20 protein-coding genes and 1 other RNA gene are annotated in these 20,840 nt (G+C 43.1%); 5 read left to right on the top strand and 16 right to left on the bottom strand.

From position 1 onward, the window contains the following. Window positions 1-8: 8 nt before the first annotated feature. Genes PGH26_RS05935 through cymR form a run of 4 tightly spaced genes read right to left on the bottom strand, consistent with a single transcriptional unit; the run spans window position 9 to window position 3,429 of the window. Window positions 9-686, bottom strand: a complete 678-nt coding sequence (locus PGH26_RS05935) for a tetratricopeptide repeat protein (protein WP_323693079.1) — start codon at window positions 684-686, stop codon at window positions 9-11. Window positions 687-699: 13 nt separating this feature from the next. Next, a complete protein-coding gene (mnmA, locus tag PGH26_RS05930; protein WP_323693078.1) occupies window positions 700-1,821 on the bottom strand; it encodes a tRNA 2-thiouridine(34) synthase MnmA in 1,122 nt (373 codons plus the stop codon). A 23-nt stretch (window positions 1,822-1,844) separates the two neighbouring features. Continuing rightward, on the bottom strand, window positions 1,845-2,993 hold the full coding sequence (locus tag PGH26_RS05925; RefSeq protein WP_323693077.1) for a cysteine desulfurase family protein: 1,149 nt from the start codon (window positions 2,991-2,993) through the stop codon (window positions 1,845-1,847). Window positions 2,994-3,006: 13 nt separating this feature from the next. After that, window positions 3,007-3,429, bottom strand: coding sequence for a cysteine metabolism transcriptional regulator CymR (gene cymR / locus PGH26_RS05920; RefSeq protein ID WP_323693076.1), 423 nt, complete (start codon window positions 3,427-3,429; stop codon window positions 3,007-3,009). 136 nt (window positions 3,430-3,565) lie between these two features. Here cymR and PGH26_RS05915 point away from each other — a divergent pair, with 136 nt between their 5' ends. Then, window positions 3,566-4,852 carry a replication-associated recombination protein A gene (locus PGH26_RS05915; RefSeq protein ID WP_323693075.1) on the top strand — a complete coding sequence of 429 codons (1,287 nt, stop codon included), beginning with the start codon at window positions 3,566-3,568 and terminating at the stop codon, window positions 4,850-4,852. A 28-nt stretch (window positions 4,853-4,880) separates the two neighbouring features. Next, a complete protein-coding gene (locus PGH26_RS05910; RefSeq protein WP_323693074.1) occupies window positions 4,881-5,417 on the top strand; it encodes a transcription repressor NadR in 537 nt (178 codons plus the stop codon). 25 nt (window positions 5,418-5,442) lie between these two features. Here PGH26_RS05910 and PGH26_RS05905 read toward each other — a convergent pair whose 3' ends face one another. Next, the gene (locus PGH26_RS05905) at window positions 5,443-6,075 is read right to left on the bottom strand and encodes an HD domain-containing protein (RefSeq protein WP_323693073.1); all 633 of its coding nucleotides are present in this window, start codon (window positions 6,073-6,075) and stop codon (window positions 5,443-5,445) included. Between the two features lie 128 nt (window positions 6,076-6,203). Here PGH26_RS05905 and PGH26_RS05900 point away from each other — a divergent pair, with 128 nt between their 5' ends. Then, window positions 6,204-6,410 (top strand): cold-shock protein, encoded by a 207-nt coding sequence (locus tag PGH26_RS05900; protein WP_323693072.1) that lies wholly within the window; start codon window positions 6,204-6,206, stop codon window positions 6,408-6,410. Window positions 6,411-6,458: 48 nt separating this feature from the next. Here PGH26_RS05900 and PGH26_RS05895 read toward each other — a convergent pair whose 3' ends face one another. Continuing rightward, a complete protein-coding gene (locus PGH26_RS05895) occupies window positions 6,459-6,644 on the bottom strand; it encodes a zinc-finger domain-containing protein (RefSeq protein ID WP_431312518.1) in 186 nt (61 codons plus the stop codon). An 80-nt stretch (window positions 6,645-6,724) separates the two neighbouring features. Between PGH26_RS05895 and PGH26_RS05890 the strand changes: the two genes are divergently transcribed. Then, window positions 6,725-7,114, top strand: coding sequence for a ribonuclease HI family protein (locus tag PGH26_RS05890; RefSeq protein WP_323693070.1), 390 nt, complete (start codon window positions 6,725-6,727; stop codon window positions 7,112-7,114). 2 nt (window positions 7,115-7,116) lie between these two features. Here the strand turns inward: PGH26_RS05890 and PGH26_RS05885 are convergent, their stop codons facing one another. Genes PGH26_RS05885 through PGH26_RS05875 form a run of 3 tightly spaced genes read right to left on the bottom strand, consistent with a single transcriptional unit; the run spans window position 7,117 to window position 12,155 of the window. Beyond that, the gene (locus tag PGH26_RS05885; RefSeq protein WP_323693069.1) at window positions 7,117-7,710 is read right to left on the bottom strand and encodes a metallophosphoesterase family protein; all 594 of its coding nucleotides are present in this window, start codon (window positions 7,708-7,710) and stop codon (window positions 7,117-7,119) included. Further along, the gene (locus PGH26_RS05880) at window positions 7,707-8,552 is read right to left on the bottom strand and encodes a sulfurtransferase (RefSeq protein ID WP_323693068.1); all 846 of its coding nucleotides are present in this window, start codon (window positions 8,550-8,552) and stop codon (window positions 7,707-7,709) included. The genes PGH26_RS05885 and PGH26_RS05880 overlap by 4 nt, the downstream gene beginning before the upstream one ends. Beyond that, window positions 8,553-12,155, bottom strand: a complete 3,603-nt coding sequence (locus tag PGH26_RS05875; protein WP_323693474.1) for a dynamin family protein — start codon at window positions 12,153-12,155, stop codon at window positions 8,553-8,555. Window positions 12,156-12,317: 162 nt separating this feature from the next. On the opposite strand from PGH26_RS05875, the gene PGH26_RS05870 reads away from it, so the two are divergent. Further along, window positions 12,318-12,773: a chemotaxis protein CheX gene (locus PGH26_RS05870; RefSeq protein WP_323693067.1), complete on the top strand. Its 456-nt coding sequence runs from the start codon at window positions 12,318-12,320 to the stop codon at window positions 12,771-12,773. 83 nt (window positions 12,774-12,856) lie between these two features. Here the strand turns inward: PGH26_RS05870 and PGH26_RS05865 are convergent, their stop codons facing one another. The 7 genes from PGH26_RS05865 to PGH26_RS05835 all read right to left on the bottom strand — a co-directional run bounded on the left by PGH26_RS05865 (window position 12,857) and on the right by PGH26_RS05835 (window position 20,837). Then, window positions 12,857-14,764, bottom strand: coding sequence for an ATP-dependent DNA helicase (locus PGH26_RS05865; protein WP_323693066.1), 1,908 nt, complete (start codon window positions 14,762-14,764; stop codon window positions 12,857-12,859). A 63-nt stretch (window positions 14,765-14,827) separates the two neighbouring features. Beyond that, window positions 14,828-15,955, bottom strand: a complete 1,128-nt coding sequence (locus PGH26_RS05860; RefSeq protein ID WP_323693473.1) for a THUMP domain-containing class I SAM-dependent RNA methyltransferase — start codon at window positions 15,953-15,955, stop codon at window positions 14,828-14,830. Window positions 15,956-16,090: 135 nt separating this feature from the next. Continuing rightward, an RNA gene (gene rnpB, locus PGH26_RS05855) (RNase P RNA component class B) lies at window positions 16,091-16,474 on the bottom strand. Between the two features lie 63 nt (window positions 16,475-16,537). After that, entirely contained in the window at window positions 16,538-16,834 is a 297-nt protein-coding gene (gene gpsB / locus PGH26_RS05850; RefSeq protein WP_025784848.1) for a cell division regulator GpsB, read from the bottom strand. Between the two features lie 86 nt (window positions 16,835-16,920). Continuing rightward, window positions 16,921-18,198, bottom strand: a complete 1,278-nt coding sequence (locus PGH26_RS05845) for a ribonuclease H-like domain-containing protein (RefSeq protein WP_323693065.1) — start codon at window positions 18,196-18,198, stop codon at window positions 16,921-16,923. Then, complete coding sequence (locus tag PGH26_RS05840; protein ID WP_323693064.1) at window positions 18,188-20,470, bottom strand: DEAD/DEAH box helicase; 2,283 nt, start codon at window positions 20,468-20,470, stop codon at window positions 18,188-18,190. Before PGH26_RS05840 ends, PGH26_RS05845 begins: the two co-directional genes overlap by 11 nt. Further along, complete coding sequence (locus PGH26_RS05835) at window positions 20,460-20,837, bottom strand: YppE family protein (protein ID WP_323693063.1); 378 nt, start codon at window positions 20,835-20,837, stop codon at window positions 20,460-20,462. The genes PGH26_RS05840 and PGH26_RS05835 overlap by 11 nt, the downstream gene beginning before the upstream one ends. Between the last annotated feature and the right edge of the window lie 3 nt (window positions 20,838-20,840).

The following is a 20,840-nucleotide window of genomic DNA, read 5'->3' as shown; positions in this document are numbered from 1 at the left end:
GCGTCACCTCACTCGTCAGCGGATTCGTTTTCTTCTCCCATTTGAATCATGTCGTAGATATACCGAGCTTGGACATGTTCAGGGTCAATCGTGTAAGCACGCTCTAAATGATGCAGCGCTTGTTCCTTGTCTTCTGTAGAAACCGCAAATAAGAATCCTAAGTTGAAGTGAGCATCAGAGTTTTCAGGCTCCACTTCCAAGATCGATTGGAAGTGGTCTTCCGCAAGGTCATAGACACCTTCATTTGCCAGCAAAATCCCATAAGATAGACGTACTTCCAGATCGTCAGGTGCTAATTCAAGTGCACGCTGCAAATACGGCAGTGCCAAGCGTCCTTTTTCTGCACGCTCCAAACTTTTCCCTAGCATGAAATAGGCATCCGATTCTTGAACACCGCATGAAATTGCTTTCTCATAAAGAGTTGTCGCTTCTTCATATCGTTCTTGGTTAAAGTATAGGTTGGCTAATCCATAAAACGCAGTTCCCATTTCACCATCTAACGTAAGTGCTTTTTGGAAAAACGGTTCCGCTTTTTCAATGTCTCCAATGGAAGCAAATACATTCCCGACATTTACATAACCGACTGGATCGTCCGGTGCTTCTTCTGCCGCTTTAATGAATTCTTCCACTGCTTTTTCAAAGTTACCGGATTGCAGCGCTTCTATCGCTTGTTCATTGTGTCCCATTTTCAGTTCTCCCTTATCCAACATAATCGAGTGTTTTTCCATTCTTTATGACTGTATCGATGGTTCCCCCGCCTAGACATACATCTCCATCGTAAAGGACAACCGCCTGCCCTGGTGTAATCGCGCGTACTGGAGTGTCAAATACGACTTCAGCTGTTGCAGGTCCTGTCATTTTAACAGTTACACCGGTATCCGCTTGGCGGTAACGGAATTTAGCTGTGCATGTAAATTCATCTGGCAGCACCCGTGCAGTCGTGAAACTCATTTCTGTAGCTGTCAAACTATCCGAATAGAGTGCGTCATGATGGAAGCCTTGTCCGACCAATAATGTATTGGTTTTGAGATCTTTTCCAATTACGAACCAGGGCTCTCCGGAACCGCCAATTCCAAGACCGTGACGCTGTCCGATTGTGTAATACATCAATCCGTCATGACGTCCTTGTTTCTCGCCTGTCATTGTTTTCATATCACCTTGTTGTGCCGGTAAATAATTTGATAAGAACTCTTTGAAATTCCGTTCTCCAATGAAACAAATCCCTGTGGAGTCTTTTTTCTTGGCAGTAGCAAGGCCGGCCTCTTCTGCAATTTCACGAACACGGCTTTTTTCCATGTCACCGATTGGAAACATCACTTTAGACAACTGTTCTTGGTTCAGCTGGTTCAAAAAATATGTCTGATCCTTGTTCGTATCGACCCCGCGGAGCATCGCAACGCCGTCTTCCGTTTCAGCAATCCGTGCGTAGTGACCCGTTGCAAGGAAGTCTGCTCCCAGGTTCATCGCATGCTCTAAAAATGCTTTGAATTTAATTTCTTTGTTGCACATTACATCTGGATTTGGCGTTCTGCCTGCTTTGTATTCATCCAAAAAGTACGTAAAAACTTTGTCCCAATATTGCTGTTCAAAATTCACTGCATAATAAGGGATTCCTATTTGGTTACAAACGCTAATCACATCTTCGTAATCTTCTGTAGCTGTACAGACACCAAATTCATCTGTATCATCCCAGTTCTTCATAAAGATTCCTATTACTTCATAGCCTTCTTGCTTCAGCAGATATGCAGCGACAGATGAGTCTACGCCACCCGACATGCCAACAACGACTCTTGTATCTTTTTTAGCTTTATCGATTCTCATTTATAATTCATTCCTTTTAGGTGTTATTTCACAGTCCGTATTACGATACGTGCAATCCGTTCTGCCGCGTGCTGTACGTCTTCTTCTGTTAAGCCAAAGCCGAAACTGATACGCACAGAACTTCGAAGACGCGGTGATTTTTCTCCGAACATCGCAAGCAAAACATGAGAAGGCTCCAGAGAACCTGCAGTACAAGCAGAACCGCTGGATACAGATACGCCGTCTAAATCTAAATTGACAAGAAGCGATTCAATATCCGTTCCAGGAAAGTACACATTGAAAATATGAGGGAGCACAGGAGTTCCTTCTTCAATAGTGGGTTCATAGCTGACCCCCAGCTTTTTGAACATTTCTCTCATATTCGTTTGAAATGATGTATAACGCACCGCTTTTTCAAGCTGCTCTTCAGTGGAAAGTTGTACAGCTTTTGCAAAAGCAGCAATGGCTGGAACATTTTCAGTTCCTGCACGTCGTTTTCGTTCCTGTGAACCGCCATGCATAAGTGGTAAAAGGTCAATTCCTTTACGTTGATAAAGGAAACCCACTCCTTTAGGGCCATTCACTTTATGCGAAGAAACGGACAGTAAGTCAACATGCAACTCGGAAACATTGAGCGGCAGAACGCCATAAACTTGGACAGCGTCAGTATGAAACAATGTTTGGTGCTCCTTTACTAATTGCCCGATTTCTTCGATGGGCTGGATAGTTCCCACTTCATTATTTCCGTACATAATGGAGATAAGAATTGTATCTTCGCGAAGCGCTTCAGCTACTTGCTGAACAGTCACTTGTCCATTCCGGTCTACCGGTAAATACGTCACATCAAATCCGTTTTTTTCAAGTGTTTCACAAGTTGTCAGCACAGCATGATGCTCAATCACTGTTGTAATAATATGTTTTCCAAGATGCTTTCTGCTCATTGCTGTTCCCGTGACCGCCAGATTATCCGCTTCTGTTCCCCCCGAAGTTATAATAATCTCACTTGGTTCAGCGTGAATCGAGCGGGCAAGTATTTGCCGCGCATCGTCAACCTGTTTTCTCGCAATCCTTCCATGGCTGTGGATACTGGAAGGATTGCCGGGAACTGTCTGCATTGTTTCCATATATAATTGTGCGACTTCCGGCCGTATCGGCGTTGTCGCTGCGTGATCTAAATAGATAGGTGTTTTCATGATGATAACTCCTTTAAATATAAAACATATAACCGTCTGATTTTGGTTGGTTCAGCTCGGATTGAATTAAATCTTCTATGGTAGTCGTGTCGAGTACTTCACGGACTGCTTCACTGATTTTCAGCCATAGTGATTGCTGCGGGATATCTGTTTCTTCGAGTCCTTCTACAAGCTGAATGGGACCTTCGAGAAGACGGATGACATCCCCCGCTGTCATTTCGCATGGTTCTTTTGATAATTTGTAGCCGCCATATGCCCCTCTGATACTTTTAACCAAACCGCCGTTTCGAAGCAACGGAATCAGTTGTTCCAAGTACGCTTCTGACAAAGTTTGTTCTTCCGCGATTTTCCGTAACGGAACCGGACCTTCTCCGTATCTTTTGCCAAGTTCAACGATTATGGTTAAGCCATATCTTCCTTTTGTTGATATTCTCATAAGACATCGTCCTTTTTTTGAAATTGCTTCAGATAGTATATCATATTCGAACACTCGGCTTCCTTGAAATGACTTCATGCGACTGCACATGTATACTAAATCCTACAGAACACTTTTGAATGGAAGCAGGGATACCATGCACAACGAACCTCTAGCATTTAGAATGAGGCCGCGTACGATTGACGAAATTGCTGGTCAGCAGCACGTCATCGGCCAAAATACGGCGCTTTATCGGATGATTAAAAACGGCCATGTGCCCTCCATGTTACTTTACGGGGAACCGGGTATTGGAAAAACCTCTCTTGTCTATGCAATTGCCGGTTCAACCAATTTGACGTTCATTCCCTTAAATGCAACCACTTCGGGTAAAAAAGATATTGAACGGGTTGTAGACGAAGCGCGTATTACAGGGAAAGTCATTTTGTTTTTGGATGAAATCCACCGGTTTAATAAATTACAGCAAGATACACTTCTGCCTCATGTTGAAAATGGGTCAGTCGTTTTAATCGGAGCAACGACAGAAAATCCTTTTCATGACGTCAATCCCGCTATACGTTCAAGATGCGGTGAAATCCTTCAGCTTAACCGGCTTGAAAAAGCAGATTTGATTCTTTTGCTTAACCGTGCACTCACTGACGAAGCCCGAGGTCTTGGAAAACAAACCATTCAAATCACAGATGAACAAATCGAAAAAATTGCTGAAGGTGTCAACGGAGACGCACGTAAAGCACTGACTTTACTCGAATCCCTTATATCAGCTTCTGATGAAGAAGACGGTACCGTGCTTATCGAAGATTGGCTCATCGAGAACTTAATCGGGCGAATCGGTGTTTTTGGAGATAAAAACGGTTCACATCATTATAATCTTTTATCTGCTTTGCAAAAGTCGGTTAGAGGCAGTGATACGGATGCCGCTCTCTATTATTTAGCACACTTACTCGAAGTTGGAGATTTGGTCGCCGTGAACCGCCGACTGCTCGTAATGGCTTATGAGGATATCGGACTTGCTGCACCAGAAGTCGGCCCTCATGTAGCTGCAGCAACAGATGCCGCAATCCGTTTAGGGATGCCCGAAGCACGAATCCCGCTAGCGAATGCTGTAATTGAAATGTGCCTGGCTTCAAAATCTAATTCCGCCTATCAAGCATTAGATGCCGCAATTGCTGCGATCCATCAAGGGAAAACTGGTGATATACCTATGCACTTGCGCGATACGCATTATGCGGGGGCTGAAAAACTAGGACATGGAGGTTACATCTATCCCCATGATCATCCTATCGGTTCATTTGGCGGCTGGGTGAACCAATCTTATTTACCGGACGCTATAGCTAACCTGCAGTTTTACACACCCGTTTTAGCCGGGGAAGAGAAAAAGTCAGCCGCTATCTACGAGCGTTTAAAAGATTTCAGAAAGAAAAAATGAATGACAGGTAAAAGGGGATGACGGAACAATGTCGACAAATCGGACAGCAAGTGAAGAACGAAGAGCACAAATTCTCGAGCTATTAAAACATGCGGATACTCCATTGACCGGAAAAGAGATTGGCGAACGAACTGGTGTCAGCAGACAAATAGTAGTAGGTGATATTAATTTGCTAAAAGCAGTGGATGAACCCATTGTTGCCACCAGCAGAGGGTATATGTACATGAATGACTCTGAAGGTTCTGGCCAAATCGAACGAATCGCCGTGTGTCAGCATGCTGCAAACCAAACCGAAGAGGAATTGACGATTTTTGTAGATCATGGTGTGACCGTTAAAGATGTTCGGGTGGAACATCCTGTATATGGCGACTTAACTGCCTCCATTATGGTTGCCAATCGTATGGAAGTGAAGGAATTCCTCGATAAAATTACAGCATCCAATGCCGTTTATCTATCTGCCTTGTCAGATGATCACACACACTTACATACTGTGATGGCGGATAGTGAAAAACAGCTCGACCGTGCGTTTGAAGCATTACGAAAAGCAGGCATCCTTGTTGAGTGATGCCTGCTTTTTTATGCGTTCGATTTTATAATGATAGTCCTGTTTCAATTTCTAATTGTTTCACAAACTGTTTCATGAATTGATGGCGATCTTCCGCAAGTTGTTTCCCTCGTTCTGTGACCATTAAATCTTTTAATAAAAATAATTTCTCATGAAAATGGGTTATCGATGCTGTTTTTTTAGAACGGTAGTCATATTCTGACATGCTTGTGCGTATACTCTCTGTCGGGTCATAAAGTTTACGTCCTTTCGCACCGCCATAAGCAAAAGTTCGCGCAATGCCGATCGCTCCAATTGCGTCTAATCGGTCCGCATCTCGAACAATTGCACCTTCAATGGAATCAAGTTCTTTTGAATTGCCGCCGCTGAACGATACGGATTCAATTGCAGCTAAAACAAGTTCCTGAAGATCTTGTGGTACAGCTAATCCTTGTAATAATGCTGCGGCGGATGTACCAGTGACTTCCGAATACTTCGGATCGTCAATATCATGAAGATAGACCGCCAATTCTACAGCTGTCCGATTCACTCCTTCCATTCCTTCCATTATTTCAAAGGCATTTTGCAAAACCCGTAATATATGGTCAAAATCATGACTTGCATCAAACTTTTGGTATATTTCTTTCGCTACTATCGCACACTGTTCAGTGTATGTCATTTTCAAAATCACTCCTTTTTATAGTTCAAAAAATCTGATAGTGCGTTTGACCTTCATAAAAGGTTGGGGTATAGTAAACTTAACCATGGTTAAAGTGGGAAGACATCTAACGCCGAGGAGGAATAATTATGTACCACGGTAAAGTCAAATGGTTCAGTAATGAAAAAGGATACGGTTTCATTGAAGCGGATGACGGACAAGATGTTTTCGTCCATTTCACAGGCATCACAGCAGAAGGTTTTAAAACGCTGGATGAGGGACAATTTGTCTCTTTTGAAATTATAGAAGGTAATCGTGGTCCTCAAGCGGCAAATGTATCTACAGCCGACCAATGATCACTATTTATAGAATGCAAAGATCCCTCTGATTTATTCAGCGGGATCTTATTTCATTAATTTATTCATTTCAGACCCGAGAAATCGAAGCTGGTCACCCACTGTACATTCGCGTATACAAAATTTGTGCGCTTCTGTCTTGCCGCGTTCTTGTGTTAATTGTTTTTTCACTAGACATCCTTCACAATACATATCGAGTAGTTCATCAATTTCAGTAATAACAGTTGTTTTCATCATAAGTCCCTCCAATCAGACCCTGTGTTAATTGTAAGTTTTCTGTCGGAAGGATGCAACTATACAGGAGGAATGCGCAGATGATTGAATTATACACAGACGGTGCAAGTGCAGGAAACCCCGGGAAAAGCGGCATCGGAATATACATAACAGGCGAAGGTCACTCCCTCAAGATTTCAGAGCCGATTCCACCATGTGATAACCATACAGCAGAATTTTTAGCGCTCATTAGAGGTCTAGAAGAAGCTGTACGGCTTACTACTGGAATTCTTTCTGTTCGCAGTGATTCACAACTCGTTGTCCAGGCAGTAGAAAAGGAATTTGTTAAAAATGAACTATATAAACCACACTTAAAAAAAGCACTCGAGCTCACTAGGAACTTCGAGTACTTTTTCATCAAATGGATTGCAGACGATATGAATCGGGCAGCCGATGCACTTGCCCGCCAGGCGATTCATAAGCAACAATGAATCTATTCCATTTCCGCCTTCATGAATGTTATCATCCGTTCATTGTCATTGTATAACAACCATTCTCTGTGATCGACTACTGAGCCTACGTTAACCGTCACAGCCTTTTGAGGAAGCTTAATCGGCACAGAGAATTCGAATTCCTTCAATTTACCCTCAACAGCCCACGTGGAAGTATGAGTATGACCATGCACAACCAGATCTTCACCCTGTGTGATGTGTTCTGGAGGCAATTCATTGTATGGCCATTGGTGACCGTGGATCAGCAGTGCATCACCGACCCGCATCTGTTCTGGCAGTTGAGAAATTTTTTGCAGCAGTGGCTCAGATGACCTGGAGATGAGTAGAATCCGCTCTTCCTGATTCCCTCTAATCGATGGAAAGTCAAGAAGCTGTTCGAACCCAACTGGATTGAGCATGACCTCGCTAAGTAGCGGATAGGTCGTGCCATCCAGTTTTTTCTTACCAATTGTACATTCGAACAAATCTCCGACACCGATTATTTTTGCATCTGGCGCTACCTTTTCAATTTGCTTAAGTACCAGTTTGAGTTCTTCTATGGAAGAATGGATATCACTAATAAATGCAATCTTCACAACGAATCATCCTTTTTATAAGCCCCGGTTTCAATCGGCAAGTCTCCTCCAGCAATCCAATCACTATAACTTCCTGCATATAGTCTGACATTTAAATACCCTTTTTCAGTCAGCATAGCGTACAGGGGTGCAGCTGTCACACCACTTCCGCAATAAACGGTAATCGGTTGTTCCGGATCCGCCATCCTTTGTAAATCACGAACTCCCTCACCAGATGTTTCAAAGCGGCCATTCCCCGTTAGCTGTGCCCAATCAAAGTTTTGTGCTCCGGGAATGTGCCCTGCTATAGCATCCAGCGGCTCATGCTCTCCCCGATAACGCGCACCGGCCCTTGCATCTATTAGTAAATCTTCACCCCGTGCTGCAACCTGATTTTTTACATCTTCTTTTGAGGCAAGAATGGATTCATTCCACATGGGTTCTACTGATGAACGTTCAGGAGTTACAACATTTTCATCTATCGAGAACCCTAATTTCTCAAGGTCCTCAAATCCTTCTAGTGAAATGAAAACATTTTTAAATCCCCCGAATTTCAACATCCACCAAGCGCGTGCTGCGAATGGCTCACCGCCATTGTCATAAATAATGATTTCATCATCCAAATGAAGACCGCTTTTACGGTACAACTCCGTCAAAGTAGCATGGTCAGGCAACGGATGGCGACCGCCGCTTTTTTTCATATCAGACAAATCTTTTTCCAAGTCCCAATGAACTGCATGTTGAATATGACGTTGACAATAAGAATCCTTACCAGCTTTAGGATCTTGAAGAGAGAATCGTGCATCAATCCATTTACGTTTCTGGCCGTTATTCTGTCCCGCCATAGATTTGAAAACGTGCACTTATACCAGCTCCTTCTGTCGGATTTGTTCATAGACTGCCCGCCATTCAGACAGTTGTTCATGACTTTCTAAAAGACCGCGTTCAGCGGCCAATTGAGCCAAAGTTTCTTGTAATAAATGGGCTGTCAATTCTGCAGCAGAATCGTCAATCCAGTCATTCGTCCATTCTCCTAATCGTTCCTGCTGTGACACTAAATAATTCGTTGCATCTTTTTTCAGCAGTTCGGTCAGTTGTTCTTGAAGGGTGTTTCGATCGCCTTTTTCAAAGAATGATTTCGCATTTTTGAAATGCCGGTTCACAATACTGTAGCGTTCTGTATTTTGGAATGGCGGGGCAAACTTCAACATCTCTGCATCTTTAGAATCGAACGGAGAAGGTGATAGCGCACTGTCCATTTCAGCTAACCAGCGCTGTTCGGTCCGTTGCCGCGCGTCTACTTGTTTTTTCATGAATGTCAGCATTCGTAAGTTTGTTACCTTGAGTTCTTGAGCAAAATCGAAACCTGTCATTCCTATAGTTTCTTCTAAAGCTAAACGAAGTGCTTCTGAAGCTTGGTGGCGAACAAATAGCGACGGTGTGTAGCCTTCTTTGAAGAAATCCGGGAATCTTAGGAAGACACGCTGATGAATGTAGAAGACTAACTCTCTCAACTCTTCTTGAACGGATTTTTTCAGGACGGGTGCAAAGCTCTCCTGATAATGTTCACGGACACGCTGTTCAAAAACATCCAGCTCATCCAGCCGCTCCGCTTTACGCTCACGATTTTTTTCAGTCCGTTCAATAAGGTCAGCTAGACGGCCGATTGTTTTTGTTGTCTCTTCATCCAATGCTTGAACAGCTAATGCATTTAGATCATTTTCCAAAAACGAATAAAAACGAGTTTCAAAGTCTTTCATATTTGTTTCGGATTGTCCTTGTTGCTTCGCTTCAAGCGCTTGCAAACTGGAGATCCCATGAACGCGCGGATTCCGAATACCAAATTTCACAAGTTCTTCTGCTACAAACCCTTTTACTTCCTGTGCCTCTTCCTCGTTAGCAGCTAAGTCAATTGCATTAACAACAAAAAACATCTTGTCCATTTCAAAGGCATCTTTCACGCGGCCAAGCTGTATTAAAAACTCCCGGTCCGCACGTGAAAATGCATGGTTATAATACGTAATAAACAAAATCGCATCCGCATTTTTAATATACTCAAACGCTACATCTGTATGCCGGGCATTTATAGAATCTGCACCCGGAGTATCTACTAGCGTTATTCCTTGGCGTGTCAGTTCACAGTCATAATATAAGTCAATCGACTCAACAAAACAACTCCGCTCTTCTTCCGCTACAAATCGAACGAATTCGTCGCGCTCTGCAGTCAGCACAGTGCCAAGTAAATCTCGATAAGCCGGGTACCCCTTATGGAAAGCACGGATAAACGATTTATGGATATGAAGAGACTCTTCAACTAATTTCAGTTGCAGCGCTTCTTCTGCACGTTCAAACGCTTCTTCAAGCGTAGAAATTGATAATCCAAGCATGGCAAATGCATTTACCGTATCTTGAGTCAGCTGCTCATGTGCTTTGAAGTGAATATCTGCTGTACCATCAGCATGAATTTCAGAGATGGGGCGAATCCGGTTAATGGCTGCAGTTGTCGGGTTCGGAGATACTGGCAATACCGCTTCTCCAAGCAAAGCATTTGAGAAGGATGATTTCCCCGCACTGAAAGCTCCAAATAACGCCACCGTGAACTCTTGCTGTTCCAGTCTTTTTGACTTTGACTTTAAATATACAGAAAGATCTTTAAACCCTGGTATGTGAACAACATCGTCCGCCACTTGCTGCGCCCGCTTAACGATTAACTCAAGGTCTCCATTAAAGATTTCATCGCTATTATCTAATTCATGGTCTTTTTGCACAGATACTTCCTTCTCGATTTCAGTGTCTTGCTGATGTTGAACATTCATAACCTCGGGCTCAGATTGAGCTTTCCATTCCGCTTTTAGCCGATCCAAAGAAGCAAGTTCTTCCTTTGACCATTCATGAGGCTGATCATTCTCAAATAACTGAAGATGCGCAGTGCGTGATAACACGAGATGAATTGAAGCTAGTTTCATCTTCATATCTTCCAGTTGATTTTGCAGTTTCGCTGAAGCATGCTCCCCTTCACGTTTTGCAGCCTCTGAAAAACGCACTTTCCACTCATCTGTTTTTCGTTTGTATACATTCAGAACAGCTTCACGCATTTGACTCGCTGCATTTAAAATCAGCTCGCCTGTCAAAATGTCAGGTGTGGTCAACGTGTTTGCGATTTCGTCAAAACGGAACGCTAAATCCATTTCATCGATCTCCAATGACCGATCATCCGTTAACAGTCCTGCTTGTTTCAGCACGCTCTTCATAAGTGAACGCAGGTGAATTTCGATTTGGGTATGTGCTAACTTTTCCAGCGATTCACTAAGAGCAGCAAGTCTCCGATCCCTTTCTTCCTGGGTCTTTTTCGAACTGAAGAAAAGTCCGACTTTAAAATGGCTTGTTTGTGACTCAAGATACTCTTTCAGTAACTCTCTTGTTTCATAAGGGGTCAAGGATGCACTTTGCAAAAGTTCTTTCCGTTCTTTTTCGAAATGCAGATGAAATGCATCTCCTTGCAGGAGAGACAGCCGCAATTGCAGTTCTTCTTGTTCTTGTATAAGCTCGTCTGGATCAGAGAATTCATCGCTAGAGATTTCAGGATGAGCATCAATGGTCTCTTTAATTTCTTCTTTTAAGAAATCAATATGTTCTGCAGTTAATTGCGCAAGTGCATTTTGCGCATTCCGATCAAAGTGCTCATCACGGTGCTCAATCGAGCCATTCACAATATCTCTTACAGCGTTAAAGTCATTGCCTTCTAAATCGAGCTGTTTAAGGGATGTGAAATAGATTCCTTTTGGCTCAACTCCCCATAAAGAAAATGAGTGGCGGACAGATTCCTTGAATTCATCAAACGACAGCTCATTCGAGCGATGCTTGTCAATTTGGTTGACGATTAAATAAACATTCGGGTTATACCGCATCAGTTCTTTAGTAAACCGGAAATTCAATTCAGATTGCACATGATTGTAATCCATTGTGTAAAACACCACATCCGCTAAGTGAAGTGCAGATTCTGTAGAGAGCCGATGCGCATCATCTGTTGAGTCGACACCAGGAGTATCCATTACGGAAATTCCTTTGGGCAGTTTTGACGCGGTATGTCCAATTTCCAAAGAAGCAATGGATGCCCCTTCTTTGCTCATCTTTTTTACGGCTTGGGGGAATCCTTCACCAATAACTTTAACGGAAGTCCCATCTTGTCGATGCACGATGGCAAAGTCTTCGACATCTTTATGTATTTTAACGATATTTGCGCTTGTCGGAATAGGACTGGATGGCAACAAATCCTCTCCTGTCAGTGCATTAATCATAGATGATTTCCCTGCTGAAAAGTGCCCTGCAAATGCTATGGTATAGTCATCTTTTACGAGTTTCTGTGCGAGCATTGCTGCTTTTTGAAACCGTTCCTGATCTCCATCTTCTTTACAGAGCAGGCCAAGTATAGCGGTTTCGTCTAAAAAATCTTTATGTTGAGTCATAAACACTTCGATCCCTTCTCCTAGAGCTTTGTCTATCATACCATTATATCTCGTTCACACTCTATTCATATATTCTGCATTGTAAATTAAAGAAATACTCTATACAATTATCTGGATGAGTGGTATCATTGAACTATTAATACCTGACGAAGAGGTGTCTAAATGACTGATGCAAAAACGATTCAACACATATTAAATAGTACTATCCAATCCTTAACTACTGTTATTCCCATTCAATTCGAAGTTCTTCCACCTTCACTCACTACCCAGCCTTATGAACAAAAAGAACTAAGTGTATTAATCGCACTGCTCGGGGATGTTCGTGGAAGACTAATTATCGATACGAACGAATCGACAATTTCTCAGATTGGAGAAGCGATGTTTGGAATGAAGATAGAAGGAGAGATGATTGAGTCATTCACCGGAGAGCTCGGAAATATGGTCGCAGGAAATCTGTGCACTCTCCTCGAAAAGGACGCACTGACTCTGGATATATCGCCACCTACTGTTTTAACCGGAGAAACGAAGTTCTATGGTTTCCAGCAGGCATTTAAACTGCCGCTGAACTTTAACAACGCCCCCCCTTCAAATGTATTGCTCACAATCGATGAAGCTTGACTAGATCTGTAGAAACGCTGTTAAATTACAAATAAAAAAACAAAAAGCAGCTAGGCAGATGCCTGTTGCTTTTTGTTTTTTATTTAAGATTTCACTTTTGGCGCAACAGGAAATATCGATTCAAAAGAAGGAACTAATTCAGATTCCTCCGGGTTCAGCAATATATGAACAGAACCTGAGTCAGTCGCAGTCCGAATCAGCCGGCCGACGCCTTGCCGTAAACGGAGCAGCATATAAGGCAAGTCCACTTCTTCAAACGGAGACTCGGCATGGCTGCGCTTAGCATTGAATAATGGGTCAGCAGGAGGTAAAGGCAAATCATATATGACAACTCGTGTTAAGGCATCATGAGGAATATCCAGCCCTTCCCAGAGATGATACGAACAGAACGCAGACCATTGTTTCGCTTGGAATTCCTTAACAATCGAAGAGAGTTCGCGATCCCCTTCAAATGCTGTAAACGGGAGGTGCCCCTCTGGCAATTGCGCCCGGAAATTCTCCATCGATTGCTTCGACTTAAACAGTACCAGCGTCTGTTCACCATCATTCAATAATTCGACAAGCCGGTTCATTTTCCCATCTTCAGGTAACGACTCGATAGTGAGGTCCATGACTTCTTCATAATCGTATGGAGATTCAATTGAAAACGAAACCGAATGCTCAATACCAAGGTTGTTCGCTAAAAACGAAAAATCATTTTGTACAGACAATGTTGCAGACGAGAAAATGATTGGCAGTTTTTCAGAAAACAGACGCTCTTGCAAAACGTCAGTTACCAATCGAGGCATTATAACGAGAGTCAGCTCCCCTTCACGATCTTCTGCCCAGTCAACAGCTTCCGCATTGTCTGAGAACAATTCTAACGAGAATATATATTGTTCCAGATACTCTTCTACCATTCTCAAGTCATACTCCGGTATTACATAAAGCTCGCTATCGAAAACAAACTCCTCAAGCAATGCATTTGAAAGACGAACTGCTTCGCGGGCTGTGTTCACAAGTTCCGCAGATTTTGAAATCGCAAGTCTTTCCTCTCCATCCTCTTGTGCACATTCAGATAAATAATCGAAGAATAATTCATGGCACTCCATTAGCTGTTCCATCAGCTGCAGTGTTTGTTCACGAACACCATCCGTCATGACACGTTCCAGCAGACCAAGAAGTGTACTATCTTGCACTTCATACGTGAGCGCTCGTTGAGCAGCGTATTCTAATAAATGACCTTCATCAAAAACAGCCATTGAAACTTCAGGCAATAACGGAAGCTGCCCCTGCCGTTTCCTTGACTCTTTTGTCCAAAGATGTTCCATAAAGAAATCGTGAGAACAGATGATCAGATCAGCTGCTTTTCGATATTCGCTGCGGTGTATTGTTTGACCGCATCGGTTCCGTAAGTCGCATCCGCCGCATTGCTGGATTGGATGGTAATTAATCGTTTCCCATTCACCATCACTTAGATCCGGGTAAGATGAGCGTTCTCCGTATGGATAGACTTCAGATAAAGAAGCAGGACCATAGACGAAATCCGGCAAACTATCTTCTACATTCTCGGCATATTCTTCCCCAATACGATTCATTTCTTCTAGACGCTTCAAACAAAGATACTGATCACGAGATTTTGCTAGCCGGACATCGATGGTAAGTTCCAGCGCTTCACCAATTTTACGAATGTCGCCTTCCTCTTTTACAAGTTGATCAATTAACGTTTCGTCTGCGCAAGAAATTAGAGCTGGTTTTCCCGTATAGCGGGCATAGGCGATCGCAGGAAGTAAGTATGCAATCGTTTTCCCCGTTCCAACTCCTGCTTCTGCAAATAATACTTCTTTTTCACGCAGCGCTTGTTCGATTTGAAATGACATGTAGATTTGTTCATCCCTGCAGTCAAATCCTTTTTCGGTAAGGTCATCATACAGAGTATCTCCGATCCACTCATTGAGTGATTCGTAGAATGTTTTGTCACGCGTAAGTGCAAATGGTAACTTTCCAGTCATAGTGAACCCCTTTCTATTCCATAAGAAAAGAGAGGAGAACCCTCTCTTTTTAATCTATTTCGGTTAGCTTCGTTTACCCCAGAACTGATAAAGGTCTGTGCGTATGAAACCATTGAAAAGTTTACGTTTCTTAGTAGCTCTTTTGCCGTACATCGTCTCAAAGTTTTCAAGAGAAGAAAGCATATAGACTGACCACGACGGATAAGGTTTCATTACATTCCCAAGTGTAGCCGTGATGTCTTCAGCTTCTTCAAGTTCACCAAGTCGTTCCCCATATGGCGGATTACCAACTAGGACTCCGTTTTCGCCTTCGAGTGCAAGGTCTGCAACGTTGCAAACATCCCAATTGATGATATCTAAGAATCCTGCTTCAGCCGCATTTTTTTCTGCGATTTTTATCATTGCCGGATCCCAGTCTGAACCTGAAATCATTAGTTTTCGATCATAATCAGCGACATCTTCCACTTCTTCACGCACGCGATCCCATACGGATTCTGCCATCCATGGCCACTGTTCGCTTAAAAATTCCCGATTATACCCCGGCGCTAAGTTTTGACCCAGCATCGCTGCTTCAATCGGAATCGTTCCAGATCCGCAGAAAGGATCTACAAATGGCCGATCCGGGTTCCATTTTGTCAATTTTACAAGGGCTGCCGCTAACGTTTCTTTTAAAGGCGCATCCCCTTGTCCTATACGATAACCGCGTTTATGCAAACCTGCACCACTGGAATCGATAGTCAGTGTCACCTTATCTTTTAATATTGATACTTCCAATTTGAATAAAGGACCTGTTTCATCTAAAAACCCAACACGGCCATGAACAGTTTTAAGTTTTTCCGCAATCGCTTTTTTCACAATTGCTTGGCAATCAGGTACACTGTATAAAATCGATTTGACGGACTTTCCTGCAACTGGAAAAGCCGCATCCACAGGAAGGTAATCTTCCCACGGTAACTCTTTCGTCTTTTCAAATAGCTCGTCGAAAGTAGCCGCCTTGAATTCTCCTACAATAATGCGCACTCGGTCTGCAATTCTCAACCACATATTCGCTTTTGCAATTGCATGTGCGTCTCCGGAAAAATAAACTTTTCCATTCTCAGTCATTGTTTCATATCCTAGTGCTTTCACTTCTTCTGCAACGAGTCCTTCAAGACCCATCGCAGCAGTTGCTACCAATTTGTATTCTTTCATGAATTGCACACTTCCTCTCCATTGTTTCATCTCTTATGTACGTCCAATATATGAGTAAACCTGTTTACTAACGCAGAAATGCTCTCCATAAATACAGGAGAGCATGAATGTATACATGTAAGTACCATCAGGAAATTCGTAAGCCATGTTTTGTTCCCTTGTACTCAAACGGTTTACACCTCGTACTCAGGGTGGTAATCATCTATCTACAGACGATTGTCTGTCCCTTCCTCCGTTCATTTCCTTCGGAAGAGCGCCCCTACCATAATTTGGGTTTCTCACTCGCGGGGTTTACCTCGTTCCACCTGTACCGTTTCCGATACAGCTCCGTCACTGTGGCACTTTTCAGGAAACGTCTTCCATATCCTAAAAGGACTTAGGAATTATTTCCGCCGTCAGCTGAGTAAACAGCGCCCCGGCTTATTTTTTGGCCGGGCACGAACACTACGGACATCTCAGTACCGTGTGAGCATGGACTTTCCTCTCCAGTGTCTAGCACTGCAGCAATTACCTGAATTTCCGTCATGGCTTGATAAGTATACAGGAGAACCCCGCTTTTCGCAAGGAAAAGCGGGGTCCGTTTTATTCGTTTCCTGAAAGTTTACTTCCAAACACTGCTTTTTCTAAATTAGAAATACGTTTTAACAGGTCGAAGTTTGTTGTACCAGGTGCACTTGATGCCGGGCGTTTCTGTACAGTAGATAATTCGTTCTGAAGTTCTCCGTTTTCGCGTTCAAGTTCAGCGATCCGTTTTTTAAAACTTTCATAATCATGAATTACACTATCTAAAAACAAATCGACTTCTTCTTGGTTGTAACCGCGCATTCCTGTTTTAAACTCTTTTTCAAGAATCGTTTTTGAATCCAATTTAATATCCATTCAACAACGTCCTTCCATCAGTGGTAACTGCTCTAAGTATAGCATATTCTGTCCAAGTCTGTCTGCTTGCGTCAAGTTTAACAGTGTTATTTTGTCGACTTCTGCGCTTGCCCGGGAAATAATTTTCTTTTCAGTCTCATTTCCCGTTTTGTGAATTCTGCAATCATGCGGATAGAAAATGAACCCGTCAGCGATGAATCACGTGCTAGCAGACCTTTAGCAACCCCGCAAAGTTGCAATGCCTTTGTACAATCCTTATTTTTGTGCTCATATAGCTTCGCCATTTCTTCAAGTGCAATAATTCGTTCCCGCCCAGCGGACTTCGTCATACACACACCAAAAGCATCTATTGACTCGCTATATTTCCCTTCCCTTTTTAAAAGAAATCCAAAATGAAAGTGTGTCGTTGGGTGCTGCGTCCCATATTCCTCAATTACCTGCTCTAAGACAGCACTTGCACGGCTGTGAGACTTTAAATCAGCATACCATTTGCCGATATTTGTTTGACTGATTGCAGTTCCTGATAACTCTTCTTGCAAAAGAAGGTCTGTCGAACGGATATACAACGTAACGAGTGATAAAATATCGTACTCATTATGCAGCAAAATCTTCATCAGCATTTCTGCACGGCCATTTTTCACTGCATCTTGATAGATGATCGGTGCCATGTGTCCGGGCATATCGTCTTCCCGTACAAATCCAAGCTGTTCTTCTTCGACTGCAGGCAGTTTGAACGACTCCATCTCATGTTTCCAAATACGTCTGGAGCCGTGGAGCAAGTCTATTTGATCGTGTTTCGGCAATGGCGGGAGTAAGTTGCGATTCATTGTCCATCTAGTATCCAATTGAGGCATATCGAAACTCTTTCCGTTATACATAACTAGTGTAACCGGCTTTTCCCATAACCCAGTTGCATAAAGGAACGCTGCTTCATGAGCAGGGCCAGGCAGGACATATTGAATCATTCTGAAGCCATTTCCATGCTGTTCGATTAAACCAATTAAGAAAATGAGAGTACCGGTCCCTTTTAACCCTGTGGTTTCTGTGTCAAAAAAGAGAAGTCGTTTATCCGGATCAGGTGCTAACGGATGTCTTTCCCCTGAACTCTTCCATTTTTGCAGCGTGGCCGTCAATTCAGTTAGTTGATAGTTCCCATGAGAATACGTTTCGTCATAGTCCACAATTTTCTTATAAACAGTCCCGTATTGATTGGTCTCTTTTTCAAGACCGGCTGCCAGCCAATTCGATTCGTAACTAGGAGAGGACGCTTGAACAATCTTCGAAGTTTCTTTCTGTATCGAAGTCTCCGATGTCGATTTTTTCAGCATGCCCTTCATCTTCATTAAATTTTGTTCATACGACACGCCTGTCACCGCCCGCTAAACTCTTTAAAAGTTGTGCTGCACCTGTTTTTAAATTCATATCAGATTCGGGCGGACCTGTACAAATCGGGCACCCTGCCTCACACTCACATGAATTAACATGCGCGGCTGCCTGACGCAGTAATGCATTCCATTGATCAAACATCTTTTCACTCAACCCGATTCCTCCGGGATAACTATCGTAAATGAAAAATGTCGGTTTCCCGGTATGGACTGCTTTCACTTGAGGAACTACATGAATATCCGTTCTATCGCATTGCACAAACAAAGGAATAAACGATTGCACCGCGTGCGCTGCACCCGTCATCGCATCAGTCAATACTGCTTCCGTCCATCCTTCAGGTATATCAAATGACAGCCATGTCGAAGCTGTATGCAGCTCCTCTGCCGGCAAATGTATTGGACCAGAACCGATATTGTCGTGAGAATCAAAACGGATCTTTTTAAATATCGTGGGAATGGCAAGAACAGCTAAATCACCAAATGCCACTGTCTGGAATGCATCTTCGTGTTTTTTATCTTCACTGATTACTTTCAGCTCAACAGCTAAATTGGCATCTGTAAAATAGTCGACATCCACTTCTGTTACATATGCTTTCTTTTCTTCCCAATCCAGCATTTCAACCTGAAATTGCGTGCCTTGGTGTAAATAGATCGCTTCTTCATGCAACAGCGTCATGGCACTGAATCGATCCATTTCCCCAATGACCGTCGTTTCCTTAGGACGGGTTTTATCGATAATCACTACATTTTCTTGGGAAGCGGAACGCAGACTCACTTCACTAGCTGGAAAACGTTCCGTCATCCAATGCCAGTGTTCTCCCGCTAAAACGAGTACCCCTTCGGACGCTAAAAATTCCAACAGCTGCTGGACATCGAACTCCGCATACTGGTCGTTCTTCGAAAAAGGCAGTTCGAACGATGCACACCTTAAATGGTCCATCAGAATGACAATATTGTCAGGATGAATATGTGCTTCTTCTGGAGATCCGCCTAATAAGTAATTAGGATGCTCAATAATGTACTGGTCGAGCGCCATGGACTGCGCAACATAAATGATGAGCGCATCATCTTGTCTTCTTCCTGCACGGCCTGCTTGCTGGAGCGCACTCGCAATATTTCCCGGGTAACCTGTCATCACACATGCTTGTAATTGGCCAATATCGATTCCAAGCTCCAGCGCATTTGTACTGACGACTGTTTTAATCGTGCCGTCACGCAGTCCCTTTTCAATTTTACGCCGCTCTGAAGGGAGGTAACCTCCTCGATAACCCATAATTGTCTCATCCATCAATTTCTTTTTGGTGAGTTCTTTCATATACGTTACGAGCATTTCTACACGCACTCTGCTTTTCGCAAAAATGATCGTTTGAACACCTTCTCGATAAAGGCGGGAAGCAATATCCCGAACTTCCAAGACAGCGCTTCTGCGAATTCCGAACGTTTCATGGACAACAGGCGGATTGTAAAACAAAAAATGCTTCTTCCCCGCAGGCGCTCCGTTTTCTGCAATGAGTTCCATCGAAGAATTCGTCAGATTTTCCGCTAGCTGCTGAGGGTTCGCGATTGTTGCCGAAGTACAAATAAACACCGGATTGCTTCCATAATACGCACAAATTCTTTTTAAGCGTCTTAGCACATGAGCAACATGAGTCCCAAACACTCCCTTATACGTATGCAATTCATCAATCACGATATACTTCAAGTTCTCAAAAAGTGATACCCACTTTGTATGATGAGGCAGAATTCCCGAATGCAGCATGTCCGGATTTGTTAACACGATATGCCCAGACTTACGAACTTTCGTTCTGAGTCCAGGTGCTGTGTCTCCGTCATACGTATAACTCAGAATCGATTCACCGCTAGCTTCTATTAGTTCATGCAGGTCGGCTAACTGATCTTGTGCCAGGGCCTTTGTCGGGAATAGATACAATGCACGAGCAGCTTCGTTCTCTAAGATGCTTTGCAAGACTGGCAGATGATAGCAAAGTGATTTACCTGAGGCGGTTGGAGTGACCGCAGTATATGATTTTCCTTGCTGAGCGAAGTCGAATGCTTCCCGCTGATGACTGTATAACTGGTGAATCCCTTTACTGGCAAGCGCTTCCTTTAGTGAAGCATGCAATTTGTCGGGAAATGGCGCATACGTGGCATCTTTTCCCTCGGTAACTTTATAATGCTTCACATTGGCTGCAAAATCGGGATCTTGTTTCAAGTCGTCAATAAATGATTGGAGATTCGAGTTAGTTCGCATCTTCGCCCTCCTCTTTTTCTTTTTCCAGCGCAATCCGAACAGTATTCAACGTATAGCTTGCAGATTGAATCGATTGAACAAACCGTTTCTTTCCTGTTTTTTGATAAAAAGACTGTACGGTAAATTGTTTCATTAAATCATTTAATGTAGATATTTGAATGGGTCTCACATATTTAGGACGATTAGTGCGAATCCACTGCTTCACAAGCTCGTCCCATTCGTCGATCATTTGATGGCAATGGTCTGCATATGGTTTTACTTCTGTATAAAAGTCGGGTTCGCGATTTTCTTTCCTCATATCACTGTGCCGAACTAAGCATTCATCACATACTTCTAGCAACTTTTCTGTTAACTGCTGTAACCTCATACT

The sequence above is a fragment of the Sporosarcina jeotgali genome, from assembly GCF_033304595.1.
Taxonomy (GTDB): Bacteria; Bacillota; Bacilli; order Bacillales_A; family Planococcaceae; genus Sporosarcina; species Sporosarcina jeotgali.
The sequence above is the reverse complement of the archived record's forward strand: the minus strand, read 5'-3'. Positions and strand labels throughout refer to the sequence as shown.